Annotated in this window: 15 protein-coding genes and 4 tRNA genes; 13 read left to right on the top strand and 6 right to left on the bottom strand. The window is 61.1% G+C overall.

Annotation, left to right across the window (positions count from 1 at the left end; all coding sequences use genetic code 11):
* Positions 1–190 precede the first annotated feature (190 nt).
* Positions 191–946: a spermidine synthase gene (locus AC07VF_RS00375; RefSeq protein WP_192172778.1), complete on the top strand. Its 756-nt coding sequence runs from the start codon at positions 191–193 to the stop codon at positions 944–946.
* Here the strand turns inward: AC07VF_RS00375 and AC07VF_RS00370 are convergent, their stop codons facing one another.
* A complete protein-coding gene (locus AC07VF_RS00370) occupies positions 947–1,738 on the bottom strand; it encodes a crotonase/enoyl-CoA hydratase family protein (protein WP_495008887.1) in 792 nt (263 codons plus the stop codon). It lies immediately after the preceding gene.
* 416 nt (positions 1,739–2,154) lie between these two features.
* Here AC07VF_RS00370 and AC07VF_RS00365 point away from each other — a divergent pair, with 416 nt between their 5' ends.
* Entirely contained in the window at positions 2,155–3,831 is a 1,677-nt protein-coding gene (locus AC07VF_RS00365; RefSeq protein WP_133776427.1) for a DEAD/DEAH box helicase, read from the top strand.
* A gap of 227 nt (positions 3,832–4,058) precedes the next feature.
* Here the strand turns inward: AC07VF_RS00365 and AC07VF_RS00360 are convergent, their stop codons facing one another.
* The gene (locus AC07VF_RS00360) at positions 4,059–4,826 is read right to left on the bottom strand and encodes a DODA-type extradiol aromatic ring-opening family dioxygenase (protein ID WP_346626556.1); all 768 of its coding nucleotides are present in this window, start codon (positions 4,824–4,826) and stop codon (positions 4,059–4,061) included.
* Positions 4,827–4,931: 105 nt separating this feature from the next.
* Here AC07VF_RS00360 and AC07VF_RS00355 point away from each other — a divergent pair, with 105 nt between their 5' ends.
* On the top strand, positions 4,932–5,588 hold the full coding sequence (locus AC07VF_RS00355; protein ID WP_495008888.1) for a thiopurine S-methyltransferase: 657 nt from the start codon (positions 4,932–4,934) through the stop codon (positions 5,586–5,588).
* 73 nt (positions 5,589–5,661) lie between these two features.
* Here the strand turns inward: AC07VF_RS00355 and htpX are convergent, their stop codons facing one another.
* Together htpX and AC07VF_RS00345 are read right to left on the bottom strand one after the other, a co-directional pair.
* Positions 5,662–6,549 carry a protease HtpX gene (gene htpX, locus AC07VF_RS00350; protein WP_037011815.1) on the bottom strand — a complete coding sequence of 296 codons (888 nt, stop codon included), beginning with the start codon at positions 6,547–6,549 and terminating at the stop codon, positions 5,662–5,664.
* 220 nt (positions 6,550–6,769) lie between these two features.
* Positions 6,770–7,981: a pyridoxal phosphate-dependent aminotransferase gene (locus AC07VF_RS00345; RefSeq protein WP_065993069.1), complete on the bottom strand. Its 1,212-nt coding sequence runs from the start codon at positions 7,979–7,981 to the stop codon at positions 6,770–6,772.
* A gap of 192 nt (positions 7,982–8,173) precedes the next feature.
* Here AC07VF_RS00345 and msrB point away from each other — a divergent pair, with 192 nt between their 5' ends.
* Together msrB and AC07VF_RS00335 are read left to right on the top strand one after the other, a co-directional pair.
* Complete coding sequence (gene msrB, locus AC07VF_RS00340) at positions 8,174–8,572, top strand: peptide-methionine (R)-S-oxide reductase MsrB (protein ID WP_192172770.1); 399 nt, start codon at positions 8,174–8,176, stop codon at positions 8,570–8,572.
* 84 nt (positions 8,573–8,656) lie between these two features.
* Positions 8,657–9,157 (top strand): glutathione peroxidase, encoded by a 501-nt coding sequence (locus AC07VF_RS00335; RefSeq protein ID WP_495008889.1) that lies wholly within the window; start codon positions 8,657–8,659, stop codon positions 9,155–9,157.
* A gap of 12 nt (positions 9,158–9,169) precedes the next feature.
* Here the strand turns inward: AC07VF_RS00335 and AC07VF_RS00330 are convergent, their stop codons facing one another.
* Positions 9,170–11,488, bottom strand: a complete 2,319-nt coding sequence (locus tag AC07VF_RS00330; protein ID WP_495008890.1) for a hybrid sensor histidine kinase/response regulator — start codon at positions 11,486–11,488, stop codon at positions 9,170–9,172.
* A gap of 86 nt (positions 11,489–11,574) precedes the next feature.
* Between AC07VF_RS00330 and AC07VF_RS00325 the strand changes: the two genes are divergently transcribed.
* Together AC07VF_RS00325 and AC07VF_RS00320 are read left to right on the top strand one after the other, a co-directional pair.
* Positions 11,575–12,468 carry an ATP-binding protein gene (locus tag AC07VF_RS00325; protein ID WP_282367379.1) on the top strand — a complete coding sequence of 298 codons (894 nt, stop codon included), beginning with the start codon at positions 11,575–11,577 and terminating at the stop codon, positions 12,466–12,468.
* The gene (locus AC07VF_RS00320) at positions 12,465–12,947 is read left to right on the top strand and encodes a GAF domain-containing protein (RefSeq protein WP_282367377.1); all 483 of its coding nucleotides are present in this window, start codon (positions 12,465–12,467) and stop codon (positions 12,945–12,947) included. The genes AC07VF_RS00325 and AC07VF_RS00320 overlap by 4 nt, the downstream gene beginning before the upstream one ends.
* A gap of 48 nt (positions 12,948–12,995) precedes the next feature.
* Here the strand turns inward: AC07VF_RS00320 and AC07VF_RS00315 are convergent, their stop codons facing one another.
* A complete protein-coding gene (locus tag AC07VF_RS00315; protein ID WP_192172765.1) occupies positions 12,996–13,769 on the bottom strand; it encodes a hypothetical protein in 774 nt (257 codons plus the stop codon).
* A gap of 264 nt (positions 13,770–14,033) precedes the next feature.
* On the opposite strand from AC07VF_RS00315, the gene AC07VF_RS00310 reads away from it, so the two are divergent.
* The 6 genes from AC07VF_RS00310 to AC07VF_RS00285 all read left to right on the top strand — a co-directional run bounded on the left by AC07VF_RS00310 (position 14,034) and on the right by AC07VF_RS00285 (position 18,023).
* Positions 14,034–14,109: transfer RNA gene (locus AC07VF_RS00310), tRNA-Glu, on the top strand.
* A 2-nt stretch (positions 14,110–14,111) separates the two neighbouring features.
* Positions 14,112–14,187 (top strand) — tRNA-Gly (locus AC07VF_RS00305).
* A gap of 103 nt (positions 14,188–14,290) precedes the next feature.
* A tRNA-Glu gene (locus tag AC07VF_RS00300) sits at positions 14,291–14,366 on the top strand.
* A 3-nt stretch (positions 14,367–14,369) separates the two neighbouring features.
* A tRNA-Gly gene (locus AC07VF_RS00295) sits at positions 14,370–14,445 on the top strand.
* A gap of 239 nt (positions 14,446–14,684) precedes the next feature.
* The gene (locus AC07VF_RS00290; RefSeq protein ID WP_442969437.1) at positions 14,685–15,686 is read left to right on the top strand and encodes an ABC transporter substrate-binding protein; all 1,002 of its coding nucleotides are present in this window, start codon (positions 14,685–14,687) and stop codon (positions 15,684–15,686) included.
* A gap of 48 nt (positions 15,687–15,734) precedes the next feature.
* Positions 15,735–18,023 carry a molybdopterin guanine dinucleotide-containing S/N-oxide reductase gene (locus AC07VF_RS00285; RefSeq protein WP_495008891.1) on the top strand — a complete coding sequence of 763 codons (2,289 nt, stop codon included), beginning with the start codon at positions 15,735–15,737 and terminating at the stop codon, positions 18,021–18,023.
* The last annotated feature ends 201 nt before the right edge of the window (positions 18,024–18,224 follow it).

Below are 18,224 nucleotides of genomic sequence, written 5' to 3'. Positions count from 1 at the left end.
GCAGCTCACCCCGAGAATTTGCGTGACCTGCGGGGCGCGATTCGCCGACAATCCGCGCTTTTCCGGGGCGCCTATTGCGCCCGTCTGCACCCGAGGTCCGCCGCGCGGCTACGGCGATCGCTGAGTGCGGCGATGCTGATCCCCGCGGGGGCGATCCCGAATCACTCTGACCATGGGCACGAGAACAGCAATGACCGAGGAACGCGTAGAGCACGTATTGGCCGAAGTTCACGACGAATTCGGCAAGATCCGTGTACTTGAAGTGGCCGACTACCGCTTCCTGGAGTTCGGTGACGCCATCGAGCAGAGCTGCACGTTCACGGCCGATCCGGCCTGGCTCGAATACGACTACACCCGCGCCATGTTCATTGGCGCCCTGTGCCATCCGGCCCCGGAAAGCGCGCTGTTCATGGGGCTGGGCGCGGGCACGCTGACCCAGGCGTGCCTGAAGTTTCTGCCGCTGGACGACGTCGAGGCCATCGAACTGCGCCCCGACGTGCCGCGTCTGGCCATGGAATACATGGGCCTGCAGGACGATCCCCGGCTGTATGTGCGCATCGGCGATGCGCTCGACCTGCTGCCGACCGCCGAAGACGCGGACCTGATCTTCGTTGACCTGTATACCGACACCGGACCTGCCGTGGGCCATCTGGCCTGGGGGTTTCTCGAGAAATGCCAACAGCGCCTCAACCCCGGCGGCTGGCTGATCATCAATCAGTGGGCGTCGGACGATGGCAAACCTTTGGGCGCGGCGCTGCTGCGCGGTTTGTACCACCGTCATTACTGGGAGCTGCCGGTGAAGGAGGGCAACGTCATCCTCATCGTGCCTGCCGACCTGGACCAGACGCTGGACATCGACGCCCTGACCCTGCGCGCCGAAAACCTCGCGCCGCACCTGGGCTATTCGCTGTTGCCGCTGATCAAGACGCTGCGGCCTGCGACCTGATCAGCAACCCCTGAACAGCGGCGGGCGTTTTTCCAGCAGCGCCTGCAGGCCTTCTTTGGCGTCCTCGCTGTCGAGCACCCGCCGGACCAGCGCCGGCAACGCCTCGGCCGCCACGTTCTCACCTTCGAGCAGCGCCTGACGCGCGGACTCCAGAGTGGTGCGAATCCCCAACGGTGCGCGGTCGGCAATGTGTTGGGCCAGGCGCAGCGCCGAGGGCAGAAGGTCCTCGGGTGCCATCACTTCCTGCACCAGGCCCATGCGGCAGGCTTCGTGGGCGTCGAATTCATCGCCCGTCAAAAGCCAGCGCATGGCATTGCCCCAACCTGCGATCTGGTGCAGCCGCAGAGTCGCGCCGGCGCAGGCAAAAATGCCGCGCTGCACTTCCAGATGGGCGAAGCGGGCATTGCTCGCGCACAGGTTGATATCGGAGGCGAGCATCAGCTCGATGCCCATTGTCAGGCACCAGCCCTGGGCCGCGACGATCACCGGCTTGCTCACCCGCGGACCGATCGACAGCCCCCAGGGATCGTAACCGCCGGGCGGCAGCGTCCAGCCCTCTCTCAATGCCGGCCCGGCCTCGGCCAGATCGAGCCCTCCGGTGAAATGCTCGCCATGGGCAAACACCACCGCGACCCGTGCCTGGTCGTTACGCTCGAACTCGCCGTAGGCCAGGCTCAGTTGATTGAGCATGTTCAAGTCGAAGGCGTTGCGTTTGGCGACCCGGTCCAGGCCGATGAGCATGATTGCGCCGCGCTGTTCCCGGCTGACGTGGCCTTTGATCGAAGAGGTCATGTCGCTATGTCCTGCAGATGAGGAGAAAGGGAGGGTGGGGTGTCGCACTGTCTGGGTGAATCGTTTAAGCTCTGCTCGCAACCGATACCGGGCACTTGAAAAGTAGACACTGACGCAGCTTTGCGCAAAGCCTGTGACAGTTGGCCGCAAGGGGCTGTTTCGCAAAAAAAATCCTCACTTGTTTCAGCAATTCCGGTATAGTGCGCGCCGGCCTTTCATAGGGCCCTCGTCACGGTTTAGGTTCGCGAAGCCATCTTCTCGAACCGGTTCGGTCACGAACCACCCCATGACGATCCATTCATCAATACGTTTTCGCAAATCCCCGCCGACAAAGCAGCCAGGGTGACTCTAGGGTCTTACACGGCACGCGCAGCTTTGAAGCATGGGTCTTTGCGGATGCACTCAGAGGCAGACCCATGACCCAGGAATCCGGCGGCTTCGCCGCTCTTAACCTTCACCCGACCATTCTTGCAGCTGTTATCGCTACCGGCTACGAAGAGCCTTCGGCCATTCAGCAGCAATCGATCCCGATTATTCTCGCTGGTCACGACATGATCGGTCAGGCGCAGACAGGTACCGGTAAAACCGCCGCCTTCGCTCTGCCCATTCTGAGCCTGATCGACCCGACGAAACGCGAGCCGCAAGCGCTGATCCTCGCGCCGACTCGTGAGCTGGCCCTGCAAGTGGCCACCGCGTTCGAAACTTACGCCAAGCAAATGCCGGGCGTGACCGTTGTGGCTGTCTACGGCGGCGCGCCGATGGGTCCGCAGCTGAAAGCCATTCGTAACGGCGCTCAAATCGTCGTCGCTACCCCGGGCCGCCTTTGCGACCACCTGCGTCGTGACGAGAAAGTCCTGGCGACCGTGAACCACCTGGTTCTCGACGAAGCCGACGAAATGCTCAAGCTGGGCTTCATGGATGACCTCGAAGTCATCTTCAAGGCCATGCCTGAGACGCGTCAGACCGTACTGTTCTCGGCGACCCTGCCGCAGTCGATCCGCGCGATCGCCGAGCGTCACCTGAAAGACCCGAAACACGTCAAGATCCAGAGCAAGACCCAGACCGTCACCGCGATCGAGCAGGCTCACCTGCTGGTTCACGCTGACCAGAAGACCTCTGCCGTACTGAGCCTGCTGGAAGTCGAAGATTTCGACGCCCTGATCATGTTCGTGCGTACCAAACAGGCCACTCTGGACCTGGCCAGCGCCCTTGAAGCCAAAGGCTACAAGGCTGCTGCGCTGAACGGCGACATCGCCCAGAACCAGCGTGAACGCGTCATCGACTCCCTCAAGGATGGCCGTCTGGACATCGTTGTTGCGACTGACGTTGCTGCCCGTGGTCTGGACGTTCCGCGTATCACCCACGTGTTCAACGTTGATATGCCGTACGACCCGGAAGCCTACGTTCACCGTATCGGCCGTACTGGCCGTGCCGGTCGCGAAGGTCGCGCGCTGTTGCTGGTAACGCCGCGTGAGCGTCGCATGCTGCAAGTGATCGAGCGCATGACCGGTCAGAAAATCGCCGAAGTCCGCCTGCCGGATTCCCAGGCCGTTCTCGATGCCCGCATCAAGAAACTGACCAACAGCCTGTCGCCGCTGGTCGCTGATGCCGAAGCAAGCCATGGCGAATTGCTGGACCGCCTGACTGCCGACATCGGTTGCACCCCGCGTGCCCTGGCCGCTGCTCTGCTGCGCAAGGCCACCAATGGTCAGGCGCTGACCCTGGGCGCGATCGAGAAAGAACGTCCACTGGTGCCGAACAACGCGCCACGTGGTGATCGTCCTGAGCGTCCAGCCGGCGACCGTCCTGATCGTGGCGACCGCGAACGTCGTGCCCCGGTGCCGTTGGCCGAAGGCCGTGCTCGCTGCCGTACCGCGCTGGGTGCCCGTGATGGCATCGCTGCGAAAAACCTGCTGGGCGCCATCCTCAACGAAGGTGGTCTGGCTCGCGAAGCAATCGGTCGCATCCAGGTGCGTGACAGCTTCAGCCTCGTCGAGCTGCCGGAAGACGGCCTCGAGCGCCTGCTGGCCAAGCTGAAAGACACCCGCGTTGCCGGCAAGCAGCTGAAGCTGCGTCGCTATCGCGAGGACTGATCTGCTCTTGAGCTGATCGTCTGAATAAAAAATCCCCGACTGGTTCGGGGATTTTTTTTGTGTGGGACTTGGGTTTTTCTTGTGCGTAAACCCGAGCACGCAGGCTTTTGATGTTGGTAGGACCGGCTTCAGCCGGGAAGGCGTCATATGCCGCAGCGCAAAATCGATGTCGCCTAGGTTGGCCTCTTCCCGGCTAAAGCCGGTCCTACAGGGTTGTATCCATCCCCTCAACCAAACCGATAAATGTCCATCCCCAGCGCACCCATCGTGAACCCCTGGTGCTCAATACTGAATTCCCCGCCCGCCGCCCGCGCGAAATACAGCGGCAGCAGGTGTTCATCTGTTGGGTGATTGCGCGCGGCGTGGGGTGCCCGGTTTCGATAGTCGTGCAGGGCTCCAAGGTCGTCCACCGCCAGCTTGTCCACCATCCAGTCGCGAAACGCCAGAGCCCACGGTGTGATGCTCTCCGGCCCCGCCTGCCAGTCCAGCTCTCGCAAGTTATGGGTGATGCTCCCCGAACCGATCAGCAACACGCTCTCCTCGCGCAGTCGGTTCAATGCCTGCCCCACCTTCGTCTGCAGGGCAGGGCCCATGCGCGAGGGCAGTGAAACCTGCACGATGGGGATGTCCGCGTGCGGGTACATCAACGACAGCGGCACCCAGACCCCATGGTCGAACGGCCGTTGGGTGTTCATGCGCGCCGGCAGGTCCGCCTCCGCCAACAGTTCCAGCACGCGGTGAGTCAGCTCCGGCATGCCGGGCGCCGGATACTGCACGGCGAAGAGTTCAGGAGGGAAGCCGCCGAAGTCATGCCAGGTCTCCGGCTGCGGGTTGCCGTTGACCAGCAGTTCATTGCTTTCCCAGTGCGCCGAGACAATCACGATGGCCTTGGGGCGCGGCAGGGCGGCGGCCAGACGCGCGAGTGCAGGCCCGCTCTCGCCCGGTTCGAGCGCAAGCATGGGCGAGCCGTGGGAAATGAACAGGCTAGGCAGCATTTGCAGTGTCCTGAGCGTATAAGGTGAGTGGCATGATCGGGCAGTACATCCATCTAAATCTAATATAAGTTTTCGTCCGTTTTGATCGGGATATCAGGAGTGTCTATGGAGCCGCGTTTTTGGCATGAGCGCTGGGCGATCAATCAGATCGGTTTCAATCAGGCGTCTGTGAATTCGCACCTGTTGCGCCTGTGGCCAGAGCTCACCGCCATGCCGGGGGAACGCGTGCTGGTGCCGTTGTGCGGCAAAAGCATCGACATGGTCTGGCTGCTTAACCAGGGTTTTCACGTGGTGGGCGCGGAATTGTCTGAGATAGCGGTGGCGGGATTCTTCAGCGAGAACGGCTTGCAGCCGACGATCGAGGAGCGTGGCGCGCTTAAGGTTTATCGTGCGGAGGGCTGCGAGATCTGGTGCGGCGACTTCTTTGCCCTCAAGCCTGAAGACGTTGGTGACTGCACCGCATTCTACGACCGAGCCGCCCTGATCGCGCTGCCACCGGACTTGCGCTGGCGTTATGTCAAACAGCTCAATCACTTACTGTCCAACGACGCCTGCGGCTTGCTGGTGACGCTGGACTATGATCAGTCGCTGATCGCCGGTCCGCCGTTCTCGGTGGATGAGGATGAGGTGCTGCAGCTGCTGTCCCCCGATTGGCGGGTCAAGCGCGTCGCGGATCTGGACGTGCTGGAGCAGGGCGTGAAGTTCAAGCAGGCGGGCGCGACGTCCCTGATGGAATATGCGTATCGGCTGTATCGCCGATAGCGCAGCGCCAGGAAACGAGCACTAAAGAAAAGGGCGACTTCACGTCGCCCTTTCTCGTACAGCTATCACGGAATCAACCGCGGCGACGAAGCGCCTCGATGCGTTCTTCCAGCGGCGGGTGGCTCATGAACAGCCCGGCCAGGCCGTGCTTCAAACCACCGTTGATGCCGAACGCCGTCATGCTCTCAGGCATTTGCACCGGAACGCCCTGTTCCGAACGCAGACGCTGCAGAGCGCTGATCATCGCGCCCGTACCGGCCAGGCGGGCACCGGCGTCGTCGGCGCGGTATTCACGCTTGCGCGAGAACCACATGACGATGGCGCTGGCGAGGAAGCCCAGCACGATTTCAGCGAAGATGGTCGCGATGTAGAACGCGATGCCACGGCCTTCTTCGTTCTTGAAGATCACCTTGTCGACGAAGTTGCCGATGATCCGCGCGAAGAACATGACGAAGGTGTTGACCACGCCCTGGACCAGCGCCAGCGTGACCATGTCGCCGTTGGCCACGTGACCGATCTCGTGAGCCAGCACCGCCTTCACTTCATCGGGCGAAAAGCGCTCCAGCAGGCCCTGACTCACCGCAACCAGCGCGTCGTTCTTGTTCCAGCCGGTGGCAAAGGCGTTGGCCTCGTAGGCAGGGAAAATACCCACTTCCGGCATCTTGATGCCCGCATCGCGGGACAGTTGTTCTACGGTCTGCAGCAGCCATTGCTCATGGCGGGTGCGGGGTTGGGTAATGATCTCGGTGCCCGTGCTCATCTTCGCCATCCACTTGGAGATGAACAGCGAGAACAGCGAACCGGCGAAACCGAACACAGCGCAGAAGATCAGCAGCTGATTGAGGTTCAGATCAACCCCGTTGGCCGCCATGAACCCGTTGAAGCCAAAAAGGCTCAGGGTGATGCTGGCAATCAGCACGACCGCAAGGTTAGTGGCCAAAAACAGCAAAATGCGCATCATGGTTAAGAGTTTCTCCTCAGGAAGAATATGTAACGTACTGCGGGGGTATATAAGGTGATGTCGGGGCGTATTCAACCGGGCGATCATTTCAAACTGTGTCGTTTGCTGTCGCCCCGGCGATAAGTGTCATCGGCGAGAGGGTAAGGGCAGAGCGATTGCGCCTGAATCGGCCTGAGCCGGCTTGCGGGCGGGCACCTGCGAGCCGGCTCCATCAGGTCCGTTACTGCTTGTAAGTCTTCAGAAAATTGCCGATCCGGCCAATGGCCTGTTCCAGGTCATCCACCCGCGGCAGCGTCACCACGCGGAAGTGGTCCGGCCACGGCCAGTTGAATGCCGTGCCCTGAACGATCAGCAGTTTTTCCGAGAGCAACAGGTCCAGCGCGAACTTCTCGTCGTTGTGGATCGGGCAGACTTTCGGGTCGATGCGCGGGAAGGCATACAGCGCACCCATCGGCTTCACGCAACTGACGCCCGGGATGTCGTTGAGCAATTCCCAGGTACGGTTGCGCTGTTCCAGCAAGCGGCCCGGCGGCAGGATCAGGTCATTGATGCTCTGATAGCCACCCAGGGCGGTCTGGATCGCGTGCTGGCTGGGCACGTTGGCACACAGCCGCATGTTTGCCAGGATGTCGATGCCTTCGATATAGCTCACTGCGTTGTGCTTGGGCCCGGAAATGGCGATCCAGCCCGAACGGAAACCCGCCACGCGGTAGGATTTCGACAGCCCGTTGAAGGTCAGGCACAACAAGTCTGGAGCCAGAGACGCGGTGCAGATGTGCACGGCGTCGTCGTAGAGAATCTTGTCGTAGATTTCGTCGGAGAAGACCACCAGATTGTGCTGACGGGCAATCTCCAGCATCCCCAGCAACACTTCACGGGAATAGACGGCGCCGGTCGGGTTGTTCGGGTTGATGATCACCATTGCCTTGGTGTTCGGCGTGATCTTGGCCTTCATGTCTTCCAGATCAGGCCACCAGTTGGCCTGCTCGTCACACAGATAATGCACCGGGTTGCCGCCGGACAATGCCACGGCTGCGGTCCACAGCGGGTAGTCCGGCGCCGGCACCAGTACTTCGTCGCCGTTATTGAGCAAGGCCTGCATCGACATCACGATCAGTTCCGAGACGCCATTGCCCAGATAGATGTCTTCGATGCCGACACCTTCGACCTGCTTCTGCTGGTAGTACTGCATCACCGCCTTGCGCGCGCTGAACAGGCCTTTCGAATCGCTGTAGCCCTGAGCCATGGGCAGGTTGCGGATAACATCCTGCAGGATTTCGTCCGGCGCCTCGAAACCAAACGGCGCCGGGTTGCCGATGTTCAGCTTGAGGATGCGATGGCCTTCCTCTTCCAGGCGCTTGGCGTGCTTGAGCACCGGCCCGCGAATGTCGTAGCAGACGTTGGCGAGCTTGTTCGATTTGCTGAACTGCATGGTGATTGGTCCCGAAAAGAGACGGCCCGCTGTGTGAAGAAGCGCAGACCGCTGAGCATGACGCCATCAAAATGGGTTTGTACGCGAGAAACGCGGGTGACAGACTGGCGTCCAACGAAGGCGCAATCATACGTGCCACCCGATCCGTGGAAAAGACACAGATCGGGCTTTTTCATTTACGGAGGTCTACCCGTGGCTAAGCTGGATAAAACCCTTGAAGAATGGAAAGCGATGCTCGATCCGGAGCAGTACAACGTCTGCCGGCTGAAGGGCACGGAGCGTCCATTCAGCGGCAAATACAACGAGACCAAGACCGACGGCATTTACCACTGCATCTGCTGCAACGAGCCCCTGTTCGATTCGAAGACCAAGTTCGATTCGGGTTGCGGCTGGCCGAGCTTCTACGCGCCGCTGGAAGGCAGCGCAGTGGTCGAAGTGCGCGACGTCAGTCACGGCATGATCCGCACCGAAGTGGTCTGTAGCAAATGCGATGCTCACCTCGGTCACGTGTTCCCGGACGGTCCGCCGCCTACCGGTCTGCGCTATTGCATCAACTCCGTGTGCCTGGACCTGGTGCCGCGCAGCGCCTGATGCAGGCTTATCACCGGCAACAATGGGATAGCGCGCCGGACAATGGCGCGCTAGCTTGGCGGTTTACAATTTCGAGGCATCGCCATGAGCGACGAACTGCTGAACATTCCGGTGCAAACGATCAAGGGCGAGCAAAAGACCCTGGCTGATTTCGGCGGCAAGGTGGTACTGGTGGTGAACACCGCCAGCAAGTGCGGTTTCACCCCGCAATACAAGGGCCTTGAGGAGTTGTGGCAGGGCTACAAGGATCGCGGGCTGGTGGTGCTGGGCTTTCCGTGCAACCAGTTCGGCAAGCAGGAGCCGGGCAACGAAGGCGCGATTTCCGACTTTTGCGAACTGAACTACGGGGTGAGCTTTCCGCTGTTCAAGAAGATCGACGTCAACGGCAGCCATGCCCACCCGCTGTTCGTGCAGCTCAAGAAGCGCGCGCCGGGGCTGCTGGGTTCGGAAGGCATCAAGTGGAACTTCACCAAGTTTCTGGTGGGCCGTGACGGCAAGCTGGTCAAGCGTTATGCCCCATTGACCAAGCCGGAAGACATCAAGGCCGACATCGAAGCGCTGTTGAAAGAACACGCGACCGGTTGATCGAAGCAGCCTTTAATGCGGCTGTTCCACGGGGATCCACTGATCCAGCAATGCCATCAATTCCTCGCGACGAAACGGCTTGGCCAGGTAGTCGCTCATGCCCGCGGCTTTGCAGTGTTCGCGTTCTTCCGGCATCGCGTTGGCCGTTAGCGCGATGATCGGCAGATCCGACCAGCGCCCGATTTCCCGGATTCGGCGGGTGGCGTCATAGCCGTTCATCACCGGCATGTTGCAGTCCATCAGCACCAGATCGAAGTGGTCCTGCTCGAGTTGCTGCAGCGCCTCGGCGCCATTGCTGCTGATGACCACATCGCAGCCGAGCTTGCCGAGCATGCCCTTCGCCACCAGTTGATTAACCGGGTTGTCCTCCACCAGCAAAATACGCGCCCGATGGGTGGGTGAGGGGCCACCCTGTTCGTGGCTGATACCTGCCTGACCGTCGGCATCCAGAATGCGCTCAAGGCTCTGATGCAGGACGTTGCGCGGCAACGGCCGCGCCTGCTGCTGCAGCGGTGCCAGGATTGCAACCTGCTCGCCGGGCATGAAATTGCCGTACGCCGTCACCAGCAACACCGGCACCGTGCAGGCCTCGCGGATGGCCACCAGGCATTGCGGGCAATCGGTGATCAGCAGGTCGGCGTCGGCGTCGGGTGGCGCGCCTTCTGCCAGCGGCTGACAGGTAACGCCCCATTCCGGCAGCAGTCCGCTGAGCATTTCCAGCAAACCGCTGCCTGCGTCGCTGGCCACCAGTACCTTGCCCTTCAGCAACGGCCATTGCAGCGCGGGCGTGTGTGCCGGCAGCGGCAGGTCCACACGAAAGCGGCTGCCGACGCCGACAGCGGACTCGATACTCAATTGCCCGTTCATGGCATCGGTCAGGTTGTGGGTCAGGGTCAGGCCCAGGCCGGTTCCGCCGTACTGCCGGGTGATCGCGGCTTCGGCCTGGGTAAACGGCTGGAAGATTTTCGCCTGAGCGTCCTGCGCGATGCCGATGCCGGTGTCGCAGACCTCGATGCGCACGTGGTCGCCGTGCTGACTGAGGCGCACGTCCACGCGGCCGGCGCGGGTGAACTTCAGCGCGTTCGAAAGCAGGTTGCTGACGATCTGCCGCACCCGGGTCGGGTCACCCAGCACGGACGCCGGAAAGCGCGGGTCGATCAGGCAGGTCAGTTCGACATTCGGCGCCGCGTTTTGCGACAGCAGGCTGGCGGTGTCTTCGATCAAGGCGGCGAGATCGAACGGAATGCGCTCAAGCTCTACCTGGCCGGCGTCGAATTTCGACAGGTCGAGAATGTCGTTGAGCAGTTCGACCAGCACCTTGCCCGAGTCGTGGGCGATGGACAGCTGCTGGCGCTGTTCTGCACTCAGCGGGCCATCGAGGGACAGCGCCAGCATGCCCAACAAGCCATTGAGCGGCGTGCGGATTTCATGGCTCATGTGGGCCAGAAACGCCGAGCGCGCGTGGGCCATGTCTAGCGCGGTACTGCGCGCGATCTGCAGTTCTTCGTTGGACTGACTGAGCCGGGCGTTGCTGGCTTCGAGCTGATTGGTGCGCGCGGAGACGATGTCTTCCAGCTCGTTGAGATGATCGGTGAGCCGGTTTTCCGCCTCCCGCCGCCGTGCGAACTCACTGGCCACGCTCTCGAACTGCCGATTGGTGACCGCCACCAGCACGCCGATTTCGTCTTGCTCATGGCCGCGCGGGCAGGGCACTGGCCGCTGAACGGGGCTACGCGGATCCCGTTCGGACAGTGCACGGATCATGCCCGTCAGCGGTTTGGTGAGGGTGAAGTAAAACAGCGCCAGCAACAGGCCAGCCAGCACCAGGCTGCGCACGAAGCCGTTGACCAGGGTGATCACGGCCCGCTGCAGGAAATGGCTGCCGAAGGCGAAGGTGTCGACGTCCAGGTGCAAGGTGCCGATCGACTCGTCAGGCATGTGGTCCAGATGCAGCATGTCTTCGAACTGCCGACTCCCGCCGAACAGGAAATCACTGACCATCCGGTAAGCGCTGTTCGCCAAGGGTCGAGACACGGCAGCGAGCTGAACGTTGTTGTTATCGGTCAGCCGCGCGCCGACCACGGCCGGGGAGTGCAGCAGGCCGAGGGTCAGCTCTTGCGCCAGTTCTGCGTCCAGGTTGTAAGCAATGCGCGAGGCGGGGTTGTGGCTGATTTGCAGCAAGGAGCGAATTTCACGATCGATGGACGCGTCTTCGCTGGCATAATCGAGGGCAATTTGAAACAGGCTGAGCAGCGTGCCCAATACAAAGCCGATCAGCACAGTCAAACGGGCCTGTTTGAATGACAGCCGGTGGGTGATCGGTATATCCATAAAGGCACTGTCACTTCTTGTGTCCGTCGCATGGCAAGCATAGCTGATCGCGGCCGGGCGTTAACCCGTTAAATCAAGGAGAAACCGTGGATTCTCGATTGAACGCATTTCTGGAGCGCGCCGAGTCGGTACTGGCGCGTCTCGAACCTCTGTTGCCGGCGGTGCGTCAGCCCGTCGATTGGGAGACGACGCTGGCCGCGCGCTGGGTGCACGAAGGCCGCGGCGGTTACCTGATGCCGCTGGAAGTCACGCTGGACATGCGCCTGTCCGACCTCATCGGCGTCGACCGCCAGCGCGAGCAACTGGGCCGCAATACCCAGCAGTTCATCGACGGCCTGCCCGCCAACCATGCGCTGCTCTGGGGATCCCGTGGCACGGGCAAGTCGTCGCTGGTCCGCGCCTTGCTGGCCGAGCACGCCAAAGCCGGCCTGCGCCTGATCGAGATCGAGCGCGATCATCTGGGCGATCTGCCGCGTGTGGTCGAGCAACTGCAGAAGTTGCCCCAGCGCTTCGTACTGTTCTGCGATGACCTGTCGTTCGAATCCGGTGAAGGCGACTACCGGGTGCTCAAAAGCGTGCTCGACGGTTCGCTGGAGCAAGCGCCGGACAACGTCCTGCTGTACGCCACGTCCAACCGCCGTCATCTGGTGCCGGAGAAGGAGAGCGATAACGCTCACTGGCAGCGTGGTGACGACGGCGAGATTCACCCGAGCGAAGCGGTCGAGGACAAAATTGCGTTGTCGGACCGTTTCGGCCTCTGGCTTTCGTTTTATCCCTTCACCCAGGAGCATTTCCTGGATGTGGTGGAGCACTGGATTGGCGAACTGGCGACCAAGGCCGGCCTGCAATGGCAACGCGATGAAGCGCTTGAGATCCACGCCGTGCGCTGGGCGACCGGCCGTGGCAACCGCAACGGTCGTTGCGCGTATCAGTTCGCCCGTTATTGGGTAGGTTTGAAAATGCTGGAGCAAGACGCATGATCGATTTGAATTCTGCAGGGGAGGGCCTTGATGGCTACCGCCTGCTGGCTGCACAACTGGAATCCCTGCTGGCCGACGAGCGCGACTTCATCGCCAACGCGGCGCAGTTTTCGGCCTTCCTTTATAGCCAGCTCGACGACTTGAACTGGGCAGGCTTCTACCTCAATCGCAACGAAGAGCTGGTGCTGGGTCCGTTCCAGGGCCAGATCGCCTGCGTGCGCATTCCGTTCGGCAAGGGCGTCTGCGGCACGGCGGCACAGAGCCGCGAAACCCAGCGCGTGCACGATGTCCATGAGTTTCCCGGACATATCGCCTGCGACAGTGCTTCCAATAGCGAGGTGGTGGTGCCTTTGATAAAGGACGGAAAGCTGATTGGCGTTCTGGATCTGGACAGCCCGAGTGTCGGGCGCTTCAGCGAGGAAGATCAGGCGGGGATTGAGCGGCTGGCGGCGATTTTCCTGGAATCAACCGATTGCTGATATGAAGTCCTGACGCACCGTGTTGCGCGGTGCGTCAGGCGTCAGCCATCAGTCGTAGATAGCTTTCTTTTTCCACTCGGCGTCGGCGTCCACGACCTTCAAGCCTTCGGTCAGCTCGTTATTGTCGTCTTCAGTCGGTGCAATGGTGTCCAGTACCATGGAGTTGGCCTTGGCCAGTTGCCGTTCCATGGCCTGCAAGTGGGCTTTCCACGGCGCGGGCTCAGGCTGATTTTTCAGGTATTGAACGCCGCGCTCAAAGGCCAGACGGGCCTGGCCAGGCTGCTCCTGACTCATCGCGTGCTGGCCCAGGTTGTTGAAGAACTCGATGTGCAGCAGCACCAGCAAATTGCGGATCTCGCGAATCCAGTGCTTGGCTTCAGCCGTTTGCAGGAAACCATCGTGGGCCGCTCGCGTGACCTGGCCGTGCATGGCTTCTAACAGAAAGCGCACGTCCTTGGCCTTGGCTTCGGTCTGAATCGGGCTCGCCGGGTTGCTGACCGTGATCGCGTCACCCTGGGCCACCAGCGCTTCCAGTTCAGCCTGGCGTTCCTGAAGGTTCGGGTTGTTCCTTTTTTCCAGAGCGAGCAGGCGCTTGACCACGTTCAGCTCCAGGCGCACCAGCAGCAGCTTGAGCGCCGGTGTCATCAGCTGACCGGGGAAGGTTTCCGACAGCTCGCTGCAGCGACGCAACCGATCATTGAGCTCGACCATGCTTCGCGCGCGCTCGACCTTTTTGCCTTCTGCGACATGATTCAGATAGCCCACCGCAATGAGGAGCACGATGCCTGCTACAACCAAGAAGGTGATAAAGAGTGGTGTCACCGCACAAGCCTCAGTCAAGTAATTTGCGCGAGTGTAGTGGCTATCCACTATCGCGGGAAGGTGGTCCTGTCACTCCGCCTGATATTCCCCATCGCGGCTGACACGTGTGTATCGGCCGTCCATTGCCTAAATAGAGGGCGAAGTCATTGATTTGAATATATTTTCACTGAGGGGTTGACGACCCCTATATCCATCCATAGAATGCGCGCCACTTGCAGCGTAAAGCACACAGCAGAGCGTAGCAGGGAGTGAATGTTGTAGCGTGTCCCCTTCGTCTAGTGGCCTAGGACACCGCCCTTTCACGGCGGTAACAGGGGTTCGAGTCCCCTAGGGGACGCCATTGCGGGAATAGCTCAGTTGGTAGAGCACGACCTTGCCAAGGTCGGGGTCGCGAGTTCGAGTCTCGTTTCCCGCTCCATTTTTAAGCAGCTTTGCTTTCGGGCGAAGTTGAGTGAAACCAGAAAGCGTCTTCGGATGTGTTTCTGGAACTGGAACACAACACCATGGTGTTTCCAGGCTGTGTCCCCTTCGTCTAGTGGCCTAGGACACCGCCCTTTCACGGCGGTAACAGGGGTTCGAGTCCCCTAGGGGACGCCATTTGCGGGAATAGCTCAGTTGGTAGAGCACGACCTTGCCAAGGTCGGGGTCGCGAGTTCGAGTCTCGTTTCCCGCTCCAAATTCTCAAAAACGCCGCTCACTAGAGCGGCGTTTTTGTTTGTGCGGGATTTGGGTAGTGATCCAGTCTACCGCTACCTTGATCTGCACATTCCGCATATTTCCATATAACTATATTGAATTTATTTAATATAACGTTCGATGCTATGGTTCTGATCCCTGACGCTGCTTCACCCGGCGCAGGCCCAAGAATCGGCTACCGCACAGGCGGACCGGCGTTCATTTCATGGTCCGGTTCCGATGGAGCCTCCCCGGAGATTGCCTGTGTCGATCAAATCCCTTCTGTTGCGCCCTGTGTTATCACTTCTCCTATTCACCGGCTCACTCAGCGCGGTGCATGCCGCAGAACTGGTGGTGGGCGATCAAAGCTATGGCGCCCGAACCGTCATGGAAGCCGCTGGCGTTCTCAACGATTTGCCCTACACGCTGGAATGGAAACAGTTCACCGCCGGCTCACCCGTCGCGGAAGCGCTGAATGCCGGCAGCCTCGACGTCGGCTTGCTGGGTGATGCGCCGGTGTTGTTTCTCGGCGCGTTAGGGGCGCCCATCAAGGTGATTGGCGTTTCACGGCAGAACCTGGCGGGGGTGGCGATCGTGGTGGGCAAGGATTCGCCGATCAAATCGGTGGCCGACCTTAAAGGCAAGCGGGTGGCGATCTGGAAGGGTTCGTGGAGCCAGCAATTGATGCTGACTGCGCTGGACAAGGCCGGCATCGCGCGGGATGCGGTGGAATATCGATATTTGAGTGCGCTGGACGCTTCCCATGCTCTGGACGGTGGTTCGGTTGACGCCATCGCCACGTGGGATCCCTACGTGATTCAGCAGGAGCGCCAGGGCGGGCGGGTGATCACCACCGCGCAAAACCTGATCCCGGCGCAGAGCTTTGTCGTCGCCAATGACCGCTCGATCAAAGACAAGCGCCCGGAAATCACCGACTTCCTCCAGCGCCTGCAAAAAGCTCGGGCCTGGTCGGTCGCCAACAAGCAGAACACCGACACGTACGCTAATGCGTGGGCGGTCCTGTCCAAGGCCGACCCCGAGGTGGCGCGGGGCTGGTTCGAGCGTTCGGCGACGGTGGTGCTGCCGATTTCACCCCAGGTCATTACCCAGGCGCAGCAGACCATCGACTTTTTCAACGCTGCGGGGCTGACGAAGTCCTATCCGGCTGGCACTGTGTTCGACGACTCCTTTGCCGCTGCGCTTGACGCCGGGGCTGACGCGTCGGCACAAGCGGCGCGTTGATCGATCACGGCAGTCACCGCACAGGCCCACTTGCTGGAGCATTGACCCATGAGTTTCACCTCGTTGCATTGGGGCGCTTACCGTCCGCGGGTTGTTGACGGACGGCTTCAGGCCATGGATCCGGTGGAGTGGGACGCGGACCCTTCGCCGATTGGTTCGTCTATTCCCGGGGCAATCGACTCGGCCACGCGTATCCGTCGGCCGGCCGTGCGCCGCAGTTTTCTCGAGCGCTTCGACGATCATCCGGCCCTGCGCAACCCGCACTTGCGCGGCCACGAAGCCTTCGTCGAGGTGCCGTGGGATGTTGCGCTGGATCTGGTCGCCACCGAGTTGTCGCGGGTAAAGAGTGAGCATGGCAACAAAGCGATATTCGGCGGCAGTTACGGCTGGGGCAGCGCGGGGCGGTTTCATCATGCGCAAAGCCAGTTGCACCGTTTCCTCAACAGCTGCGGCGGCTACGTCTACAGCGTTGACAGTTACAGCCTCGGCGCGGGCCGGGTGTTGATGCCGCACATCGTCGGCAACATGGACTGGCTGCTCGCAGCGCACACCTCCTGGCAGAATCTGGCGGAGCATTGCGAGCTGTTCGTCGCGTTTGGCGGGTTGCCGTTGAAGAACGCGCAATGCAGCCCCGGCGGTGCCAGCGATCATCTGGTCAGCAACGGCATTCGCAGGATGTCGGACGCTGGCGTGCAGTTCGTCAATATCAGCCCGCTGCGTGATGATTTAACCGGACCGCAGCGCAATGAGTGGCTCGCCGTGCGGCCCGGCACCGACACTGCGCTGATGATGGCGCTGTGCTGGGTGCTGGTGGACGAAGGACTGCACAACGTAGATTTTCTGCGTCGTTATACGGTGGGGCATGAGCGCTTCATCGAATATGTGCTCGGCGCGGTAGATGGCGTGGCGAAGACGCCGGAGTGGGCGGCAGCGCTGACGGATATTCCGGCGCAACGGATCGTCAGCCTGGCGCGGGAGATGGCCGGCAAGCGCACGATGATCAACGTCGCCTATTCGCTGCAGCGGGCACAGTTTGGCGAGCAACCGTTCTGGATGACCGTGACGTTGGCGGCGATGCTTGGGCAGATCGGTCTGCCCGGCGGCGGCTTCGGGCTGGGTTATGGCTGCATGAACAACACCGGCAGCGGGCGCAAGGCGTTTTCCGGGCCGCGCTTTTCCCAGGGCGTGAACCCGGTCAAGGATTTCATCCCGGTGGCGCGGGTCACTGACATGCTGCTCAATCCCGGCGAGGCGTTCGATTACAACGGCAAGGGTTATCACTACCCGGACGTCCGACTGGTGTACTGGGCCGGCGGCAACATTTTTCATCATCACCAGGACATCAGTCGACTGCTGCAGGGCTGGCAGCGTCCGGAAACCATCATCGTTCACGAGCAGTTCTGGACCGCTCAGGCCAAACACGCGGACATTGTGCTGCCTGCGACCACTGCGCTGGAGCGTGATGACATTGGTAGCGCGGCGTCCGACCGCTTCATGATCGCCATGCACAAGGTGATCGAGCCGGTGGGGGAGGCGCGGGACGATTATGCGATCTTCGCCGAGCTGTCCCGTCGGCTGGACTGCGAGCAGGTGTTTACTGAGGGCCGTGATGCCGGGCAATGGCTGCGCTTGCTGTATGAAGAGTCGCGACCACGTGCCGGAAGCTTTGCCATCGAGCTGCCGGATTTTGAGGAGTTCTGGCGCAAGGGCGTGTTCGAAGTGGATTACCCGGCAGACGATACTGTGCTGCTCAAGGCCTTTCGGGATGATCCTCAGAGGAATCCGCTGCAGACGCCGTCGGGCAGGATCGAGATTTTCAGTGAGACGATCGCAGGCTTTGGCTATGCCGACTGCCCCGGCCATCCCGTTTGGCTGGACAAACCCGCCCAGCCGCTCCCCCTGCATCTGCTGTCGAACCAGCCGAAGACGCGCCTGCACAGTCAGTATGACCACGGCGCGTACAGCCAGTCCTCGAAAATTCAGGGGCGGGAGCCGTTGACGATCAACCGGCAGGACGCCGTGGCGCGCGGGATTGCCGAGGGGGATGTGGTCAGGGTGTTCAACGATCGCGGTGCTTTTCTGGCGGGGGTGATTGTGTCCGACGACATTCGCCCGGGCGTGGTACAGATCGCCACCGGGGCCTGGTTTGATCCGTTGGTGAAGGGTCAGCCGAACAGCCTGGAGAAGCATGGCAACCCGAATGTGCTGACTGAAGACATTGGGTCTTCGAGTCTGTCTCAGGGCTGCTCGGCGCAGACAGTGACGGTTGACGTTGAAAAGTGGCACGGCGAAGTACCGCCGATCACCGCGTTCGAGCCGCCTGAAATGCTGGCTTGATCGGCGAAAGTAGGACTGGCTTTAGCCGGGAAGACGTTGGACATGACGCTGCAAGATTGAGGGTGTCGCAACTGGCCTCTTCCCGGCTGAAGCCGGTCCCACTAAAAACAATGCGTACACCCGGTAGGACTGGCTTTAGCCGGGAAGACGTTGGACATGACGCTGCAAGATTGAGGGTGTCGCAACTGGCCTCTTCCCGGC

Source organism: Pseudomonas sp. GW821-FHT02H06 (genome assembly GCF_059421525.1).
This window is presented reverse-complemented; position numbering and strand designations above follow the sequence as displayed.